12 protein-coding genes are annotated in these 17,437 nt (G+C 65.6%); 7 read left to right on the forward strand and 5 right to left on the reverse strand.

What is annotated here, in order from left to right; genetic code table 11:
- Positions 1–120: 120 nt before the first annotated feature.
- The 3 genes from LJ737_RS05180 to LJ737_RS05190 are packed head-to-tail and all read right to left on the reverse strand — an operon-like array spanning position 121 to position 5,249.
- Positions 121–1,794 (reverse strand): hypothetical protein, encoded by a 1,674-nt coding sequence (locus LJ737_RS05180; RefSeq protein WP_227763489.1) that lies wholly within the window; start codon positions 1,792–1,794, stop codon positions 121–123.
- Positions 1,795–1,831: 37 nt separating this feature from the next.
- Entirely contained in the window at positions 1,832–3,514 is a 1,683-nt protein-coding gene (locus tag LJ737_RS05185; protein WP_227763491.1) for a hypothetical protein, read from the reverse strand.
- A 49-nt stretch (positions 3,515–3,563) separates the two neighbouring features.
- Positions 3,564–5,249, reverse strand: coding sequence for a T9SS type A sorting domain-containing protein (locus LJ737_RS05190; RefSeq protein ID WP_227763493.1), 1,686 nt, complete (start codon positions 5,247–5,249; stop codon positions 3,564–3,566).
- A gap of 260 nt (positions 5,250–5,509) precedes the next feature.
- On the opposite strand from LJ737_RS05190, the gene LJ737_RS05195 reads away from it, so the two are divergent.
- On the forward strand, positions 5,510–6,397 hold the full coding sequence (locus LJ737_RS05195; RefSeq protein WP_227763495.1) for a DNA/RNA non-specific endonuclease: 888 nt from the start codon (positions 5,510–5,512) through the stop codon (positions 6,395–6,397).
- Positions 6,398–6,528: 131 nt separating this feature from the next.
- Here the strand turns inward: LJ737_RS05195 and LJ737_RS05200 are convergent, their stop codons facing one another.
- Complete coding sequence (locus LJ737_RS05200; protein ID WP_227763497.1) at positions 6,529–7,290, reverse strand: porin family protein; 762 nt, start codon at positions 7,288–7,290, stop codon at positions 6,529–6,531.
- 405 nt (positions 7,291–7,695) lie between these two features.
- Here LJ737_RS05200 and LJ737_RS05205 point away from each other — a divergent pair, with 405 nt between their 5' ends.
- On the forward strand, positions 7,696–9,498 hold the full coding sequence (locus tag LJ737_RS05205; protein ID WP_227763498.1) for a bifunctional lysophospholipid acyltransferase family protein/GNAT family N-acetyltransferase: 1,803 nt from the start codon (positions 7,696–7,698) through the stop codon (positions 9,496–9,498).
- A 317-nt stretch (positions 9,499–9,815) separates the two neighbouring features.
- On the opposite strand, the gene LJ737_RS05210 is transcribed toward LJ737_RS05205, so the two are convergent.
- The gene (locus LJ737_RS05210; RefSeq protein ID WP_227763499.1) at positions 9,816–10,397 is read right to left on the reverse strand and encodes a DUF4468 domain-containing protein; all 582 of its coding nucleotides are present in this window, start codon (positions 10,395–10,397) and stop codon (positions 9,816–9,818) included.
- A 455-nt stretch (positions 10,398–10,852) separates the two neighbouring features.
- Here LJ737_RS05210 and LJ737_RS05215 point away from each other — a divergent pair, with 455 nt between their 5' ends.
- From LJ737_RS05215 to LJ737_RS05235, 5 genes are all read left to right on the forward strand, one after another.
- A complete protein-coding gene (locus LJ737_RS05215) occupies positions 10,853–11,128 on the forward strand; it encodes a hypothetical protein (RefSeq protein WP_227763500.1) in 276 nt (91 codons plus the stop codon).
- A 454-nt stretch (positions 11,129–11,582) separates the two neighbouring features.
- Positions 11,583–12,461 carry a dihydroorotate dehydrogenase gene (locus LJ737_RS05220; protein WP_227763501.1) on the forward strand — a complete coding sequence of 293 codons (879 nt, stop codon included), beginning with the start codon at positions 11,583–11,585 and terminating at the stop codon, positions 12,459–12,461.
- Positions 12,449–13,231 (forward strand): orotidine-5'-phosphate decarboxylase, encoded by a 783-nt coding sequence (gene pyrF / locus LJ737_RS05225; protein WP_227763502.1) that lies wholly within the window; start codon positions 12,449–12,451, stop codon positions 13,229–13,231. Before LJ737_RS05220 ends, pyrF begins: the two co-directional genes overlap by 13 nt.
- Positions 13,194–13,811, forward strand: a complete 618-nt coding sequence (gene pyrE / locus LJ737_RS05230) for an orotate phosphoribosyltransferase (protein ID WP_227763503.1) — start codon at positions 13,194–13,196, stop codon at positions 13,809–13,811. The genes pyrF and pyrE overlap by 38 nt, the downstream gene beginning before the upstream one ends.
- Positions 13,812–14,392: 581 nt before the next feature.
- Positions 14,393–17,434 carry an AIR synthase-related protein gene (locus LJ737_RS05235; RefSeq protein WP_227763504.1) on the forward strand — a complete coding sequence of 1,014 codons (3,042 nt, stop codon included), beginning with the start codon at positions 14,393–14,395 and terminating at the stop codon, positions 17,432–17,434.
- The last annotated feature ends 3 nt before the right edge of the window (positions 17,435–17,437 follow it).

The raw sequence follows: 17,437 nt of genomic DNA on the forward strand, positions 1-17,437 counted from the left end.
AAACCCAGGGCGCGATTTTGGAAAGTATCGGGTCGATTTTATAGAAAAAGCCCTCCGAGGCCTCAAATCACGCTGGCTTTGCAGAATGACTTGGGGCCTCGGAGGGCACGGCGCGGGGCCTTAGCGGCGCAGCAGGCGCACGGCGGGGCCACCTTCGGCGGCGCGGGCCGTGTACACGCCGGCCGGCAGCGCGGCGGCGGGCATCCAAGTCAGCGTGGCTTCCGTGCCGGTGCCGGCGGGCACGGGCAAGCGGGCTACCTCGCGGCCCAGTTGGTCGTGGATGAGCACAACCTGAGTTCCGCGCGGCCGCGGTACGGTGAAGCTTACCTGCTCGGTAAACGGATTCGGGAAGGCGCTCAGCGTGGCGCGGGGCCGTCCGCCCGCCACCGCCAGCGGCCGCGCCGCCACCGTCCGGAGTACCACTACGAAGTTCTGCACGCCTCTGAGCGGACAGGCGTTGTCTTCCACCCGTACCGGAATGCGGAACGTGCGGCCCAGCAGCGTGGACTCAGGCCGCAGGCGCACCTGCAGCACCGGGGCCGCCGTGCCGTTGCCGGTCACCGAAATCGGCACGTTGGGCGCGGTCGGGTCGACGTACAGACTCAGGTAGTCCTGGTCGGCGGGCAGCCCGAAGGTCACCGTCAGTTGGTCGCTGGGGTTCGGGTCGCTCAGCGTAAACGACGCGGTGGTGTACGCCATCACCGGCCCCTGCACCACGATGGTGTCGGTAGGGGCGCCGGCAATGCTCGGCAGGTTGGGCACTTGATTGTTGCCGCAGTCGGTCACTATCACAATCATGTCGCGGCGCACCGAGCCAACCTGGTAGTAGCGCCCGTTGAGGCGGCGGTACTCCGTCACCTTGCCCACCACCGAGTACTTGTTGCTGGCCGCGTTGGCCGGGTCGTAGTAATAGGGCGTGAAGGTGACGCTGCCGGTGGCCGGCGTAAACCGGAAGGAGGGCACCGCAATTTTCACCGGGCAGCTGCCGGTGATGTCGAACGAGGGAATCGGAAACGTGGGCGAATAAGCAGTGCCGGTGCCGGCTGCCAGCATCAACACGCAGGGCGGGTTGGTCGGGAAGATGTCCACGGCGCCGTTGACAAACGTCTTATACGTCATCGGCTGGTTGCAGCCTTCCAGCGCGCGGTCCAGGCTGTACACCAGCGAGTCGCCGTCGGGCTCGAACGTAGCGAAGGAGAGCGTGGTGCGCTGCTGAGTGCACACGAACGGAATCGGCACGTTCTGATCGAGGTACTGGGGCGAGGTGTTGTTGACGGTCTGAGTGGCGCCGCTGGCCAGCGTAATCTGGTTGTTGAGCGTGGCTTCCAGGTACAGGTCCTGGGAGGTGCCGGTGATGTTGGCCAGCGCCGGGCGGGCGTTTTCCGACACGCTCAGCGTCCAGGCGGCGGGCGGCAGCGTCACCACGGCCTCGTACTTGGTCGTTTCGTAGTTGGGCCGTCCTCCCGCCGAGCAGGCGTTGCCCGCGCTGGCGCAATACGGCGCCCCGATGGTCACCAGCCCGGCCGTGAGGGTGGTCGAAAAATTGCGCGGGTCGTTGCTGTTGCAGGACGTGGTGGGCGTGCCCACCCGGCAGTTCAGCGTCAGCGAGGTGGACGCGGCAATGCCGCTGCAGTCGCGGAACATGCGGCACGTCACGCGGTATAGGTTGGGCTGGGCCGGAGTACCGACGTACTGGTAGGTGATTTGCCCGCCCAGAGCGTGTGAGGCCCAGGCAGCCGGAGCAGCCAACAACCAGCCGCCCAGAAACAACAGAAAGCGTAAACAAAGCTTCATAAGCACTACGGGTTAAAGGTGACGGTGAGCAGCGGAACTAGCGGCGCAGCAGGCGCACGGCGGGCCCGCCGTCGGCCGCGCGGGCGGTGTAGAGGCCGGCGGGCAAGCCGGGGCCGGGGACCCAGGTGAGCGTGGCCTCGGCCCCGGCGCCGGCGGGCACGGGCAGCTGGGCCACCACGCGCCCGAGCGGGTCGCGCACGAGCACCAGGGAGGCTCCGCGCGGGCGCGGCACGGTGAAGGTCACTTGCTCACTGAACGGGTTCGGGTAGGCCGGCAGCACCGCTCGTGCCTGCGCCGGCCGAGTGGCGGTGGGAGTAGCGGCCCCGACGCGAATGACCAGCGTAAAGAGCCGGTTAATCTTGAAGGGGCAAGCGTTATCGGCCACCCATACTGGAACGCGGACGGTGCGGCCCAGCAGCACGGTTGAGGGGTGCAGGCGCACCTGCAGCACCGGCGTGGCGGTACCGTTGCCCACCACGGTCAGGGGCATAAAGAACGGGCTGGGCAGATCGTACAAATCCCCGTAGATGTTCCATTGGTGCACGAGCGTCACCGTCAGCAGGTCGCCGGGGTTGGGGTCACTGAAATGGTAGTCGACGGCGGTGTGGACCTGCACGGGGCTGTCTAGCACCAACGAATCGGTGGCGGGGCCGGGCGTGCCCGCCGTGGTGCCCGGGGTGTTGGGCGTCTGGTTGCTGCCGCAGTCCTGCACCACTACCAGCAGGTCGCGGCGCATCGAGCCGACGAGGTAGTAGCGGCTGTTGATGCGACGGTACTCCGTTACCTTGCCCGCCACCAGGTAGCGGTTGTTGGCCGGGCTAGTGGCGTCGTAGGAATAGGGCGTGAGGGAGACGTTGCCGGTGCGGGTGTCGAAGGCAAACGAGGGCTGGGCCACGCGCACCGGGCAGCTGCCGGTGAGCATAAACGAGGGCAGCGGAAACGTAGCCGAGTAGCTGGTGCTGGCGCCCGCCGGCAGCGTGGCTACGCAGGGCGGGTTGGTCGAAATTGCTCCCATCATCCCGCTGCTGAAAGGCTTGTACGTCATCGGCTGGTTGCAGCCTTCCAGCGGCCGTTCCAGGCTGTACACCAGCGAGTCGCCGTCGGGCTCGAACGTGGCGAAGGAAAGCCCGCTACGCTGTTGCAGGCAGGCCAACGTCACCGGAACATCCTGATTGAGGTACTGGGGCGACGTGTTGGTGATGGTCAGCAGGATGCCGCTGGCCAGCGCAATCTGGTTGTTGAGCGTGGCTTCCAGGTATAGATCCTGGCTGGTGCCCGTCACGTTAGCCAGCGTCGGGCGGGCGTTTTCCGATACGCTCAGCGTCCACGACGCGGCAGGCGGCAGTTCCACGTACGCCTCGTACGTGGCCCATTCGTAATTAAACCGCCCCCCCGTCCCGCAGGCATTGCCGAGGGAGGCGCAATACGGGGTGCCGGCCATAATCGGACCGCGCACGAGTGTGGCCGAGAAGTTACGCGGGTCGTTGCTGGCGCAAGTGGTGCTGGGCGTGCCCACCCGGCAACTCACCGATAAGGAGGTCGGTAATGAGCCGCCGCACTCGGTGAGTATTGCGCAGTGCACGCGGTAGCGGTTGCGCTGGGTCGAGGTGCCCGCGTAGTCGTAGGTTAGCTGCCCGCTCAGGGCGTGCGAAGCCTGTACGGTTCGGTTGCCGAGCAGCAACGCGCATAATACAAGCAAGAAGCGTAGGCATCGGGTCATAAGCACGGCGGATTACAGGGTGATAAGTTCAGCCAAGGCGCGCCGCGGGCTAGCGGCGCAGCAGGCGCATGGTCTGGCCCGTGCCGGCCACGCGGGCCAGGTACACGCCCGTCGGCAGCGGCGTAGCGGGCCGCCAGGTGGCCGTAGCGGAGCCGTCGGCGGCCGGGCGCAACGGCAGCTCGGCCACCACTTGGCCCAGCACGTTGCTCACCACCAGCCGCGTGGGGCCCGTGGCGCCCGCCACGCGGAACGTAACGTCGTCAGTAAACGGATTAGGCGCGGCCGTGGTGAGGACGGGCGTCGCGGCGCTGGCCGCGCTGAGCACCCGTGCCGACACCCGGAACCAGACGACGGCGTTGTAGACGCCCCGCGTCGGGCAGTTGTTGTCTTCGGCGCGCACCAGCACCGGGTACCGGCCCTCGGCCTGCCCAACGGGGGGCGTGAACGTGAGCTGCAGGCGGTTGGGCGTCGAGGTCACGGCCTGGAAAGCGCCCGTAGGTAGCGGTGCGGTGGCCTGCAGCTGCGCGGAAAAGCTGAGCTGGTGGGCGCTGTCGGGGTCCGAACCCGTCAGCACCACGTTCACCGCCTGGCCCGGTGCCACCCGCACCGTGTCGGTCAGCGGCACCGGCTGCGCGGCATTGCTGACGCGCATCAGCGGGTCGAGGCGCGGGTTATGGTTGGCAAACTGATACAACTCGCAATCGATGATGGCCACCAGCATGTTGCGCGTGATGCTGCCCACTTCGTAGTACGTGCCGTTGATGCGGCGGAATTCCGTCACGCGGCCCACCACCGCGTAATGGTTGCGGTTCCGGTCGGTGGGGCCGTTTTCGGGCAGGTATACGGTAGGGGTAAATGAAAACGTGCCAGTCAACGGGCTAAACTGGAAAGAGGGCGTGCCCACTTGCGACGGGCACGCCCCGCTGAGCACGAAGCTGGGCAAGGGGTACGAGGGCGAGTAGCTGTTGGTGGCCGGCAGCGTGGCCACGCACGGCGGGTTGTTCGACAGTATCACCGTGCCGCCGGCGTACGCTTGGTAGCCGGCCGGTTGGGCGCAGCCGTACAGTGGCGTCGTCAGCGAGTACACCAGCGAGTCGCCGTCTGGCTCATAAGCATTGAAGGTGATGACGGTGCGTTGCCCTTTGCAGACCAAGTCTGCCGGCGCGTCTTGGGGCAGGTACTGCGCCGACGTGTTGATGATGGTGCGCGCGGCGCCGGCCACCGTCAGCTGGTTGCGCAGGGTCGCTTCCAGGCGCAGGGGCTGCGCGGCCGCGTTTTGCAGGTTGGCCAGGGCCGGACGGCAGCAGCCCTCCCAGCTCAGCGTCCATTCGGCGGCGGGCGGCAGCGTCACCACGGCCTCGTAGTAGGTCTCCTCGTAGTTGAACGGCGCATTCGGGTCGCACTGGTTCACCGTCGTCACCGGGCTGATGGTGCAGTACGGGTGGCCCGTAGTGGTGAGGGTGCGCGTGAGCGTGGCCGTGAAATTGCGCGCGTCGGTGCTGGCGCAGGAGGCTTGGGGCGCGCCTACGCGGCAGCTCAGCGTTTCGGTCTGGTTGAAGGCCGGCCCCGAACAGTCGCGCAGCAGCCGCAGCTTCACGCGGTACTGGTTGGCGGGAGCCGTAAACAGGGTTTCGTAGGTCAGTTCGCCCGCTAAGAATTGGGCTGCCTGCCCCGATAAGGGGAGCAGGCAGCAGAGCACGAGCAATTGAAACACGCGGGGTAGTGCTTGGAACATGGGCAGAAGGGTAAGGATGAACTAGGCGACCGTAGCGGCCGGACAACGGAGCCGATATACTTATTTCCGCAGCCGGAAGACGTGTTGCAAAGACTAGGCCAAAAGGTTCCATTTTTAGTTAAAATAATTTCGATTGTATAATTAGAAGATGCTACCTTCCGGCACAGTATGGTAATAGCTCCGTAACCTGGGCTTAACACCCAGGCACGGAGGTGTTATCAACTTTGCTCCACTCTTTCTCCACCAAAACACCTGTTTTAATGAAAGCAACGCTCACCCGCGTTGGTACCCTGCTCGTGCTGGGTGCCCTGGCCGCCTCCTGCGCCAAGCAAGACCTGGTCGGACCCCAACCCGACGAACCGCAGGCCAGCAGCCAAGAAGCCGACGCCACGCGCGACAGCAACCTGGCCATGGGCAACCCCAGCGGCGCCGTCGCCAGCACGTCGTACCCGACGAACTACCTGATGTCCAAGTCGCAGTACGCGCTGTCGTACCACCGCGACCAGGGCAAACCCAACTGGGTGTCGTGGCACCTGAGCTCGGCTTGGCTGGGCAGCACCCCGCGCCAAGACAACTTCGCCGCCGATGCCACCCTGCCCTCGGGCTGGTACCGCGTGGGCAGCACCAGCTACTCGGGCTCGGGCTTCGACCGCGGCCACAACTGCCCCTCGGCCGACCGCACCGGCTCGGTAGCCGATAACTCGGCCACCTTCCTGATGACCAACATGATGCCCCAGGCGCCCACCAACAACCAGCAGACCTGGGCCAACCTGGAAAATTACTGCCGCACGCTCGTCGGCCAGGGCTACGAGCTGTACATCATTGCCGGCTCCTACGGCAAGGGCGGCACCGGCTCCAACGGCTACTACACCACCATCGACGCCGGCCGCATTCAGGTGCCTTCTAACTGCTGGAAGGTGGTTGTGGTGCTGCCCGAGGGCTCGTCGGACGCCAGCCGCGTGACGACCAGCACCCGCGTCATTGCCGTGAACATGCCCAACACCAACTCCATCAGCACCAGCTGGGGTTCGTACCGCACCACCGTCGATGCCATCGAGGCGGCCACCGGCTACAACATCCTCTCCAGCGTCTCGTCGACGGTGCAGAGCACCATCGAGGCGCGCGTCGACAGCGGCCCGACGAGCTGATTACGGCCTTCGGTACGGCTCTTACAACACAGAAAGACGGCCCGCACTGCGGGCCGTCTTTGCTTATGGAGCGTTTATGTGAGCGGTGTGGGAGCGGTAAAACGAGCGGCCGCGCCGAACAGTATGCGGCGCTAAAAGGTGTAGTTCAGCGAGGCCTTGACCACGCGGTTCTGCGCGTCGAACCGGTTGCTGTCGTCCAGCGACGAGAGGCCGTAGTCGTACCCCGCGCTCAGGCCCAGCCCGTTGGCGAACTGGTAGCCCGCGCCGCCCGTCACGCCGAAGTCGATACTGCGGAAGTACCGGCGCACGTCGAAATCCTGCTTGAAAGCCGTGAAGCCCAAGGCCCCGGCCGCCACGCGCACCTTGCCCGTGGCCAGGTACGACGCCTGCGGACCGGCGTATAAGTACAGGCCGCGGGTGAGGTAACCTTTCAGCAGCACCGGCACGTCGATGTAGCCCATGCGGGCCGTGGCGGTGGCTTTGGCGTTGAGAAAGTCGAGCTGCTCCAGCGGCAGCTTGCCGGTCACCACCACGCCTTTCTCGGCGTACTGCACGCCCGGCTCCAGCGTGAAGCGCGGGCCCAGCGGCAGGCTCACGTAGGCCCCGGCGTGGAAGCCCGGGCGCTGCTGCCGCGTCACGGCGCCGTCGGTGAGGTCGAGCAGCTGCTGCACGCCCTGCACGGCGTCGCCCGACCAATCGGCCACGTTCAGGCCCGCCCGGATGCCGAACCGGACGCCGTCGGCCTTGTTGGCCGGGGCGGCCGAGTGCGTGCTCGGGGCCTCGACGTAGGTGCGGGAATAGGCCGGGCGCTGGTCCTGGGCCGAGGCGGCCGTAGCGCCCAGCAGCAGGGCGGCGGAAAAGGCAATAGCAAGGGTGGCGCGGTTGTTTTGCATGACCACGAGCGAAAGGAAAGTCGGAAAGAAAGCAGGAGCCGGTGCCGCCACTCACGCGTCCGTCGGCGCACCGGTAGTAGGGCCGATTGCAAAACCGTGCCAAAACCGACCGTTAAGCTGCGGGTCTGGGGCTTCGAGCAAGATTATGAATCTGTTACGTTTTGCGAGCAGACGCCCAACGCACCCGCCGGGCCCGTAATTTTGGGGTGGTGAGTGAGTGAAGAACCGCCAACAACACGTCGCGAAAGACCACGCTCCGGGGTGGTCTTTTGCTTTTTTCGACCCGCTTTGAAAAGTCAGGCCGCGGAGCGTTTTGGATTGGGGCCGCCCCGGCGGCGCCCGTATTTCGGCAGCAGATAACCGAATGATAATCCGGTCATAACGCCGGGCTAATTCCTGCTGACGATGTTTGAGCAATTCCCCACCGCCGCCGTTCCCGGGCCCTTGGCCCTGCTCGATATGCTTTCCGCCGACCTTCCCCTGCCCGCTGGTTTCGGGAGCCGCTCCCGGGCGGCGCTGCGGCCCGTGCTGCAGCGCTTCACCCACCTGCGCGACCTGCAACGCCTCTACGAGCAGGCCGCCGAGCTAACGGGCCTGGAGTTCGTGGCCGCCATCCTGCAGCACTTGCAGATTACCGTGGAATACGACGCGGCCGAGCTGCGGCGCGTGCCCGCCGCCGGCGCCTTCATTGCCGTGGCCAACCACCCCAGCGGCATGCTCGACGGGCTGGTGCTGCTGCACGTGCTGGGCCAGGCCCGCCCGGAGCTGCGCACCGTGGCCAACGAGCTGCTGGCCCCCTTGCTGCCGCAGCTGCAGCAGCAGTTTGTGCTGGTGAAGCCCGACGCCGACGAAGCCGCGCGCAACGTGCCGGGCCTACGCCGCTTGCTGCAGTTTCTGCACAACGACGTGCCCCTGTTGCTCTTCCCGGCCGGGGAGGTGGCCCACCGCCACGCCCCGTTCGGTCCGGTGGAAGAATCGGCCTGGCACCCCACGGCGGGCCGGCTGGTGCGGGCCGCACGCCTGCCGGTGCTGCCGGTGTGGGTGAGCGGGCACAACAGCCAGTCCTTCAACTGGCTGGGCCTGGTGCACCCGCTGCTGCGCACGGCCCGGCTGCCCGCCGAGCTGCTCAACAAGCGCGGGCATACGGTGCAGGTGCGCATCGGGCAGGCCGTGGGGCCGCAGGAGCTGCACCAGCTGCCCGCCGACGAGCAAATGCCGTATCTGCGGGCCCGGGTGCACGCCCTGGCGCCGGCTACGCTCAGCCGCTCGGCCGCGCTGCTGGCCCCGCTGAAGCAGGCAGCCAGCGTGCCGGCCGCGGTGGTGGCCGAAACCCGCCCGGAGCTGATCGAAGCCGACTTGGCCGCCCTGCGCCCGGCGCGGCGCCTCGTTCAGAGCCGGCAGTGGGAGGTGTACGTGGCCCGCAAAAAGGAAATTCCCCATGTGCTGCGCGAAATCGGGCGCCTGCGCGAACTGACCTTCCGCCGCGAAGGGGAGGGCACCCTGCAGGCCATCGACCTGGACCAGCACGACGAGTACTACCGCCACCTGTTCGTGTACGACCGGGCCGGCCGCAAGCTGGTGGCGGCCTACCGCATCGGCCCGGGGCGGGCCATTCTGCGCCAGCACGGGCGGCGCGGGTTTTACCTGGATTCGCTGTTTCGGCTGCGCCGCGGGCTGAAGCCGCTGCTGCGCCAGTCGCTGGAACTGGGCCGCTCCTTTGTGCGCGAGGAGTACCAGCGCCAGCCCATGCCGCTGGCCCTGCTCTGGAAGGGCATTGCCGCTTACCTCGGCCAGCACCCCGAGTACCGCTACCTCATCGGGCCGGTGAGCATCAGCAACCGCTTCACGCCGGCGTCCAAGGGGGCCATGGTCGACTTCATCCGTCGCCACTGCTTCGATGCGGAGCTGGCCGCGCACGTGCGCCCGCGCAAGCAGTTCCGCTACCGCCCCCTCGACGCGGCCGAGCGCCCCGGCGTGCTGCAAACCGGCGTCGACAGCATCGACGCGCTGGGCCGGCTAGTGGCCAGCATCGAGCCCCGCGGCCTCGGCATTCCCACGCTGCTGCGCCAGTATGTGCGCCTGAATGCCCGCTTTATCGGCTTCAACGTGGACCCGGCCTTCAGCAACTCCCTCGACGGCTTCATCGTGCTCGACGCAGCCGAGCTGCCCGAACGCGCCCACCGCCTGCTGGAGCGCCTGCCCGCGTAGGATAGGGAGGAAGCTCAGCAAGGGTTACTCGGGAACGATATCCTCATCTGGCGTACGGCGCAGCCGAAGAACCTTCCTCGCTCCCTGCACCAACTACCAAGAAGCGCAGCCACCAGTGGCCCTACTCTAGGGCAGAAGGTGGCTGCGCTTCTTGGTTACAACAGTGAAAAAGGTTTGCACTTTGTAGGCAGCGGCGGGGCAAGGTGGGAGGAAGGTTCTTAACGCTGTTCAGAATGACGGGCAGGAGGGCGTCAAAAGCAAAAAAGGCCCTGAGCGCGTGCTCAGGGCCTTTTTTCGTTGCTGATAAGTGGCTGGGCTTAGTTGCCGGCGCTTTCCGAGGCGGGCAAACCCACGCTGCCGTCTTCGGCGGTCGGAATCTGGTTCATGTACGAGCGGAAGCTCATGGCAATTTCGCTGGCCAGGGCGTTGGCTTGGGCCCGCACGCGCCGGTCGTTCTTGTTTTTGTCGTTGTTCTTCTCGGCGCGCAGCAGCGAGAGGTAGGCGTCGAAGTTGACCAGCTGGCCCGGCTGCTGGGCGTCGGGGATGACCTTGAAGTTGCTCACGCTGTAGGTGTAGCCTTGCTCGGTGGCCTTGAAATTGAACTCAAAGCGGGCCGTGCGCTCCAGGGGCTGGCCCTTGCTGTCGACGGGCTTCAGCTTGATGGTGCCGAGCACGCTCACGGTGCCGGCCGCGGCGTCGGAGACGAAGTTGGTTTTCGGGCCATAGGCGAAGTGGTGGTCGACCCAGTCGGCGGCGCGGGCGTGCAGGGTGGCAATGCCGTAGTTGTCGGCGGGCACGCGCTCGGTGTATTCTATCGGAGCATCCTCGTCTTGCGCGGCAGCCGGAAAGGCGAGCAGCGCGAAAAACATGCCGAGCAGGAGGGGTAAGATTCGCTTCATAGTGCAGCTGAAAGGCAATGGTGAAGGCTTGGAAATGTGCTGTGCAAAACTCGGGAGTAACCGGAGCGGCTGTGTTACGGTTCTGTTAGCAAAACATGACCGAATACGCGAGGCGCTGCGGCTAGTACCGCGAATTTGAATGAAAGTTAACCATCGATTTTGCATTATTTCTATCGATGAGCATTTTCAATAAACTATCCATTTCCATCCGGGATTAGTAGAAAATGCAATCCTTTGCGACTCAGGTCGGCTCACTGTATAGGTACTGTATTTGGTGTAAAATATTGGTTAGCAAACCAATGTATATAGGCTCGTGCAGCGTGCGCCTGTTCTTTGATAATATAAGCGCGAAGTGGTGGTAATATTTTCGTAACACGAAAAATATCCACAGCCCTGCTTGCCCTGCCGGGGAACTTGGATACTTTTGCGACGTGCTTCTCCATAATCAACATCCGATGAAGCGCAGAACCGCCGCTCCGCCGGTTCTGCAACAGGGTCGAAACCCGTTCCCTTCTGTTGATTCCGTTTCGTTTTCCTGGTTTTCCCTTGTTGGCCGCCCGGTTTATTCCGGAGCGGTTTTTTTGTGTCCGCTCATGTCGTCGGATGCTGGGGAAACGGCCGGCTCCGCTAACCCTTCACACCACTACAAGTCTCTTCATCAATTGATGGAACAAACCCCCGCACCGGTCAAAGCACAGACTTTCCTGATCAACCGCGACAATGCCATCTAAGGGTGTATTCCGTAGGAGGCCCGGTGTATGCCGGGCCTTTTGTTTTGGCGGCGCAGGTGCCGAGCAGGGCCCCTTGTCCACTTTCCTTTCTCTTATCGATCAGGCGCCACACGCCGGCGGCAAGCCGGTTTGATGGCGGGCGCCGGTTGCGCCGCCCAAGCGGCTGACCGGCGCCAATCGGTCGAATTTTCTTGCTTTTCCCGGTCGGCCTGACCCGCAGCGCCGGCAGAGAAAAGAACCCAACAGCAACGAGTATGACGGCAGTGAGTTCCGTCCTGCAAGGCCAGCCGAGGCATCTGTACCGACCACAAGCGGACAAATTCGGTGAGCACAAAGGCGTCCGCGGCAGCGGTGCAGGTGCTTCGGCTAGCTTTGCAGGATGCTCGGCCCGGCGGAGCGGCGGTTCGTTTCTTTGCGCAGGCTGACCGCCCGAACCAGATAGCCCCAACCCCCTATGCAACTCGGCCCTTCCCTCACGCTGCAGAACCCCGTGTGCCTGGCGGCCGCCCCCTGGCAGCTGCCCGACGGCCTCGGCTACGAGCACCTCGGTGCCATTTTCACCAAGACGGTCATCATGGAACCCCGCCCCGGCAGCCGGAGCGAGGGCATCATCAAAGTAGCCGACGCCTCCCTGCTCAACACCACCGACCGCCGCACCGACGGGGCCGAGCAGCTGGTGCAGGAGCACTTGCCGCACCTGCGGCGCCACCGCGTGCCGGTGCTGGTGAGCATCACCGCCCCCGGCATCCCCGGATTCCGCAAAATTGCCCGTTACCTGGCCCGCGAAGCCGCCGGGCAAATTGCCGGGGTGGAAGTCTACATCAGCAGCGCCAGCACCCAAAAGGGCTTCGAGCTGACGCCGCGCTTCGTGCGCGAGGCCACCGAGGCCGTGCGCAACGAGCTGGGCCCCGACGCGGCCCTGGTGGTGAAGCTGCCGCCCTGGCCCGACCACGTGCGCGCCCTAGCCCTGGCTGCGCAGGAAGGCGGGGCCACGGCGCTGGCCGCCTCCAATACCCTGAAAGCCCTGCACCTGCCCGATGAAGGGGAGCCGCTGCTCGGCGGCCTCTCGGGCGAGGCGCTGCGGCCCATTGCCCTGCGCTGCGTGTATGAGCTGGCCCACGACGAACACATCACCTTGCCCGTCATCGGCACCGGCGGCATCTTCACCGCCCAGCACGTGCGCGACTACCTGCGCTGCGGCGCCGCGGCCGTGCAAGTGGCCACCGGCGAGTGGCTCGAGCCCGGCCTGACTGCCCGTTTGGCCACTGAGTGGAACGAAAACTTCCCCGAAACCCAAACCACTACTAGTTCGGCTGCCGCATGGAACAACTAACCCGCCGCGCCCAAACGGCTAACTCCCTGCTCTGCGTGGGCCTCGACCCAGTGGAGCTGACCCCGGGCGACAACGTGGAATTCCGCCTGCAACAGGTGGTGGAGCAAACCGCCGAATACGCCGCTGCCTTTAAGCCCAACCTGGCCTTTTTCCTGGCCCGCCCCGACGGCGTGGCCCTGCTGCAGCGCCTGCGCCGGTGGATTCCGGCGGACGTGCCGATGATTCTCGACGGCAAGTTCGGCGACATTGCCAACACCGCCGAGCGGTACGCCGCCTTCGCCTACGAGGTCATCGGCGCCGACGGCGTGACGGTGAATCCCTACATGGGCGAGGACGCCATTCTGCCCTTTGCCCGGCCCGGCAAAGCCGTGTTTGTGCTGGCCAAAACCTCCAACAAGCCCGCGCACTCCTGGCAGGATGAGGAACTGGTGCGCGGCGGCACGCTGAGCGACTTTTCGGCCGACGTGGTGCAAACGCTGACCCACGAGCACCCCGACCTCGGCTTGGTAGTGGGCGCCACCAACCCCACGGCCCTGAGCCACCTGCGCCAGCGCTGCCCCGAGCTATGGTTTCTAGTGCCCGGCGTGGGCGCCCAGGGCGGCGACCTAGCCGCCACCGTGCAGGGCGGTTGCCGGCAGTCCGACGGCCTCGGCGTGCTCATCAATACTTCCCGAGTCATCTGGCAGGCCGCCGAGCCCGGCGCGGCGGCCCGAGACCTTACCAATCAAATCAATGCCCTACGCTCCGAGCGACTTTCAGCAGCAATTTGAGCAGCAGCTGCGCGGCGAAGACGCCCTGCTCAGCGGCCACTTCCGCCTTTCCTCCGGCCTGCACTCCGATACCTACGTGCAGTGCGCCCGCTTCCTGCGCCGCCCCGACCTGGCCACCCCCGCCCTCGGCGTGCTGGCTGACCTGATCCGCGCAGCCGGCCTGCAGCCCGACGTGGTAGTGGGCCCCGCCATGGGTGGCGTGGTGGTCAGCTACGAGCTGGCCCGGCAGCTGGCCGTGCCCGGCATCTTCACCGAGCGCGACGCCGATACCAAGATGACCCTGCGCCGCGGCTTCACGCTAGAGCCGGGCCAGAAGGTCATCATCGCCGAAGACGTGGTGACGACCGGCAAATCGACGATGGAGGTGGCCGTGGTGCTGCGCGCCATGGGCGTGGAAGTACTGGGCGTCGCCTGCCTGATTGATCGAACCGGCGGGCAGCACGGGCTGGATTTCCCTTTGTTTGCGTTGCTACCGGTTCAGGCGGCGACGTACCAGCCGGAAAATTGTCCGCTGTGCGCCAAGGGTATTCCGGCCGTGAAGCCCGGCAGTCGGCCCGATGCGGTGCCGGCCGTTGGGTAAGGTCAGCCGGAGTCCTTACCTTTGCATCTCCTTCGCTACCCTGTGCAACGAAGCCTCTCCCATACCAACCCCTCGCTGAAGCGGATCAGGCCCCAGTCTGATTTCGACAGCATGTGGCGCGGCAGCGCGCTCTTCAGCGTAGCCGCGGGACACCGCCTCGACGTGGCCCGGGGAGAAGTGGAAGAGCGAATAGCCGAGCGGCAAACGCAGCTACGCGCGGCCGGCCAATCCCAGCACAGCGAAGCGTCCGCCCGTATAGCCGACTTACGAAAGCAGCTGCGAAAACCCGTAGCTGCCACGTCCGGAACACCGCTGGGCAACCACTGCGAAGTACCATCCGTCGATTCTGACCGGAGCCAAGCTCCGCACCAGGCTGTAAGCCGCCTCGGGGCCCGTTTGTCGGGCGCGGGGCGGCTTACCGCGTTTTTGGTCGTTGCCGTAGCGCGAAGCCAAGTGCGGCGCAAGCCAAGCTCGGTTTCGCGCTTGGCGGCCGATGCCCGCGCGACGGTCGTTTCGCCCCCTCGTTCAACGATACGCGAAGCCGAGCTTCGCGCTACACGCCACACTCCTTACTCTGCGCTTTGAGTAACACCGCCTCGCATACCATCCAACTGATTCCGCGCCCCGGCCAGCACGACGGCGAAGGCGCCCGCGTGGCCGAAGCCGCCCGGCGGCACCTGCACCTGCTCACCGGCCACGTGCAAACCAGCGCCGTGTACACCGTGCGTTACCCGCTCACGGCCGAACAGCTCCGAAGCTTCGCCGCCCAGTGCCTGCAGGACCCGCTGCTGAACGACGCGGCCTTGGACCAGTGGGCCGTGGCCCCGGAGTTCAAGAGCTACATCCTCGTGGCGAAAGGACCCGGCGTAACCGACGACGAAGGCACCTCGGCCCAGAACGCGCTGCAGGACTTCCTCGGCCTGGAGCTGGACATCCGCACCCAGCACATTTTCAGCAAGCGCCTGTACCTGCTGGAAAAGGAGCTGCCCGAAACCGATCTGCGCCGCCTGGCCGAGGAGTTGCTGGGCAACAAGCTCATCAACCGCTTCGTGGTGGGCCACACCGCCCAGGGCATCCGCGACTTCACCCCGCAGCCCGGCGGCGGCGCCGACTCGACCACCCACACCATTCGCCTGGAAAACCTGACGGATGCCGAGCTGCTGCAGCTGTCGAAGGAGAACGTGTACGCGCTGAACCTGGAGGAAATGCAGGCCATTCGGGACTACTACTACGCGCCCGAAACCCAGATCAGCCGCGCCGAGGCCGGCCTGACGCCCGACCCGACGGACTGCGAGCTGGAAATCTTGGCCCAGACCTGGTCGGAGCACTGCAAGCACAAGGAATTCGCGGCCCTCATCCGCTACCGCAACGGCGTGACCGGCGAGCAGAAGGAAGTCGACGGGCTGTTCAAGACCTATATCAAAGGCGCGACATCGGAAGTCGACCGGCTCTTGCGTGAGAATGGCAACGACTGGCTCATCAAGGTGTTTTCGGACAACGCCGGGGCGGTGCGCATCAACAAGGAGTCGTTGTTTGTCTGGAAGGTCGAAACCCACAACTCGCCCTCGGCCATCGACCCGTATGGCGGAGCCATTACCGGCATCCTGGGCAACAACCGCGACCCGCTGGCTACCGGCATCGGCGGCGCACGGCTGCTGTTCAACACCAACGTGCTTTGCTTCGGCCCGCCCAGCTGGTCGGGGCCATTGTTGACGGGCCAATTGCACCCGCGCCGGGTGTTCGAGGGCGTGCGCAAGGGCATCGAGGACGGCGGCAACAAGTCGGGCGTTCCTACCGTGAACGGTGCCATCGTGTTCGATGAGCGCTACCGCGGCAAGCCGCTGGTGTACTGCGGCACCGGCGCCGTGCTGCCCATGCAGCTGGCGGGCCAAGACGCCTGGGAAAAGAAAATCGACGCCGGTGACCGGATCATCATGGCTGGTGGCCGGGTGGGCAAGGACGGCATCCACGGCGCTACCTTCTCTAGCATTGAGCTGGACGAAGCCGCGCCGGCCACGGCCGTGCAAATCGGCTCCCCGATTACCCAGAAGCTGGCCATGGACTTCCTGCTGCTGGCGACCCGCCGCGGCCTGATCAAGTGCAGCACAGACAACGGCGCGGGCGGTTTGTCCTCCTCGGTGGGCGAACTGGCCGGCATCAGCGGCGGGGCCACGGTGGCGCTGGAAAAGGTGCCGCTGAAGTACCCCGGCCTGCGCCCCTGGGAAATTTTCCTCTCGGAGTCCCAGGAGCGGTTTACGCTGGTGGTGGAGCCCGCCAAGCTGGCCGAGCTGAACGCGCTGGCCGCCGAGATGGAAGTGGAGCTGTCGGACATCGGCGAGTTCACCGACAACGGCCGCCTCGACGTGACCTTCGACGGGCAACCGGTGGCGTCTTTGTCGCTGGAGTTTCTGCACGAGGGTGTGCCGCGTAAGGTACTCGACGCCGAGTGGCAGCTGCCGACCCTGCACGAGCCCAAGCTGCCGGCTTCGCTCGACGCGACAGAGCTGCTGCTGAAGCTGCTCGGGGCGCTGAACATTTGCTCCCGCGAGGCGGTGATTCGGCAGTATGACCACGAGGTGAAGGGCCGCACTGTCGTCAAGCCCCTAATGGGCCGCACCGGCCAGGCGCCGCAGGACGCGGCCGTGGTGCAGTTCAACTTCGAGTCGTGGGAAGGCGTGGCGGTGAGCAACGGCATTCTGCCGCGCTACGGCGACATCGACCCCTACCAGATGTCGGCCGGCGCCTTTGACGAGGCCGTGCGGCAGATTATCTCCGTCGGCGGCAAGCTGCCCAACCTGACGCCCGGCGACGGGATTTTCTGGTCGGTCAACGACAACTTCTGCGTGCCCGACTCGGTGTACGACCCCGTCACCAACCCCGACGGCAAGCAGAAGCTGGCGGCCCTGGTGCAGCTCTGCGAAGCCCTGCGCGACATGTGCGTGGCCTACCACATTCCGCTGACTTCGGGCAAGGACTCGATGAAAAACGACTTCAAGGCCGACGGGCAGAAGATTTCGGTGCCGCCCACGGTGCTGTACTCGATGACCGCCCTGATGCCCGACGTGCGCCGCGCCGTCACCTCGGACTTCAAGGCCGCCGGCGACGTGGTCTACCTGCTCGGCGACACCTACGACGAGCTGGGCGGCTCGGAGCTCTACCACCTCTTTGGGGAGCTGGGCCAGAACGTGCCCCGCGTGCGCCCCGCCGAAGCCAAGGACCTGTACCAGAAAGTAGGGGAGGCCCACGAGCAGAACCTGATCCTGTCCTGCCACGACCTCTCCGACGGCGGCCTGGCCGTAGCCGTGGCCGAAAGCCTGTTCGGCGACGACTCGCTGGGCGCCGAGCTGAATCTGGAAGGCGAGCTGCCGGCCCTGACGGAGCTGTTTTCGGAAAGCCACTCGCGCTTCGTGGCCACCGTGGCCCCGGAAGACGTGGTAGCCTTCGAGGCACTGATGAACGGCCGCGCCACCCGCCTTGGTATCGTAACTGATGGTGGCCGCCTGGTGATTCGTCACCAAGACAAAACGGTGGTGGACGCCGCTATGGCTGAGCTGCGCGAAGCCTGGAGCAACGGCCCGGTGAACCGCGTCATGGCCGGCGAAGAACTAACCCTGCACGCTTAGGAG

The organism is Hymenobacter sp. 15J16-1T3B (genome assembly GCF_020711235.1).
Lineage (GTDB): Bacteria > Bacteroidota > Bacteroidia > Cytophagales > Hymenobacteraceae > Solirubrum.